The sequence below is a fragment of the Pseudomonas sp. MF08817 genome, assembly GCF_059862705.1.
This window is the reverse complement of record NZ_JCBCUY010000094.1, coordinates 1-1329: the sequence shown is the minus strand read 5'-3', so window position 1 is coordinate 1329 and position 1329 is coordinate 1. Positions and strand designations below refer to the sequence as shown.

The 1329-nt window shown below is 58.1% G+C and carries 1 protein-coding gene; it reads left to right on the top strand.

All coding sequences use genetic code 11. The annotated features are described in order from the left end of the window. Positions 1–1329, top strand: a 1329-nt coding sequence (locus tag AC19YR_RS24730) for an immunoglobulin-like domain-containing protein (RefSeq protein WP_500600438.1), incomplete at both ends; no start/stop codon positions are given.

The following is a 1329-nucleotide window of genomic DNA, read 5'->3' as shown; positions in this document are numbered from 1 at the left end:
TCGTTATCAAGGCCGGCGAACTGAGCGTTCCGTACGAACGTGCCGCGCAAGGCGACGACGTCTACAAAGACGGCGAAACCGTGCCAATGGGCATCGACACCGCCACCGTGGACGGCAAATCCTTCGAAAACCTGGTGATCGGCGGTGATGCCTCGGTAGTCGTGAACGACACCGAAACCGAAGTGGTTGCCACCCTGACCGTGGATAAAACCACCGTCACCGAAGGCGGCGATGTCACCTACACCGTGACCTTGACCAACAAAGCCGGCCTGCCGATGGAGAGCCATGGCCCGCTGACGTTCACCCTGAGCGACGGCACCAAAATCTCCGTCAAAGCCGGCGAAACCACCGGCACTGCGGTCGTCCAAACCACCAACGACGTGTTCACCGGCGGCCAACCGTCCCTGGTCAACAAACTGGTCGGGGTTGATGGCGCCGATGACTTCGAGAAACTGACTCTCGATCCGAAAGAGCACACCACCACCGTTACCGATCAACCGACCGGCGAAGGTGACAAGGTGACTGTTTCGATCACTGGCGACGGCCCAGTCTTCGAGAACCAAGCACAGAAATTCACCGTCAGCGTCAGCCAGAAGTTGGATCACGATTTGACCGTGACCCTCAAAAACGGCGCAGTTGTCGTTATCAAGGCTGGCGAGTTGAGCGTTCCTTACGAGCGCGCTGCTCAAGGCGACGACGTCTATAAAGACGGCGAAACCGTGCCCATGGGCATCGACACCGCCACCGTGGACGGCAAATCCTTCGAAAACCTGGTGATCGGCGGTGATGCTTCGGTTGTTGTGAACGACACCGAAACCGAAGTGGTCGCCACCCTGACTGTGGATAAAACCACCGTCACCGAAGGCGGCGACGTGACCTACACCGTCACGCTGACCAACAAAGCCGGTCTGCCGATGGAGAGCCATGGTCCACTGACCTTCACCCTCAGCGACGGCACCAAAATTAACGTTAAGGCCGGCGAAACCACCGGCACTGCCGTGGTTCAAACCACCAACGACGTGTTCACTGGCGGCCAACCTTCGCTGGTCAACAAACTCGTTGGTGTTGATGGCGCCGATGACTTCGAGAAACTGACTCTCGATCCGAAAGAGCACACCACTACCGTTACCGATCAGCCGACCGGCGAAGGCGACAAGGTGACTGTTTCGATCACTGGCGACGGCCCAGTCTTCGAGAACCAGGCACAGAAATTCACCGTTTCGGTCAGCCAAAAACTCGACCATGACCTCACCGTGACCCTGAAAAACGGCGCTGTTGTCGTTATCAAGGCCGGCGAACTGAGCGTTCCTTACGAGCGCGCTGCTCAAG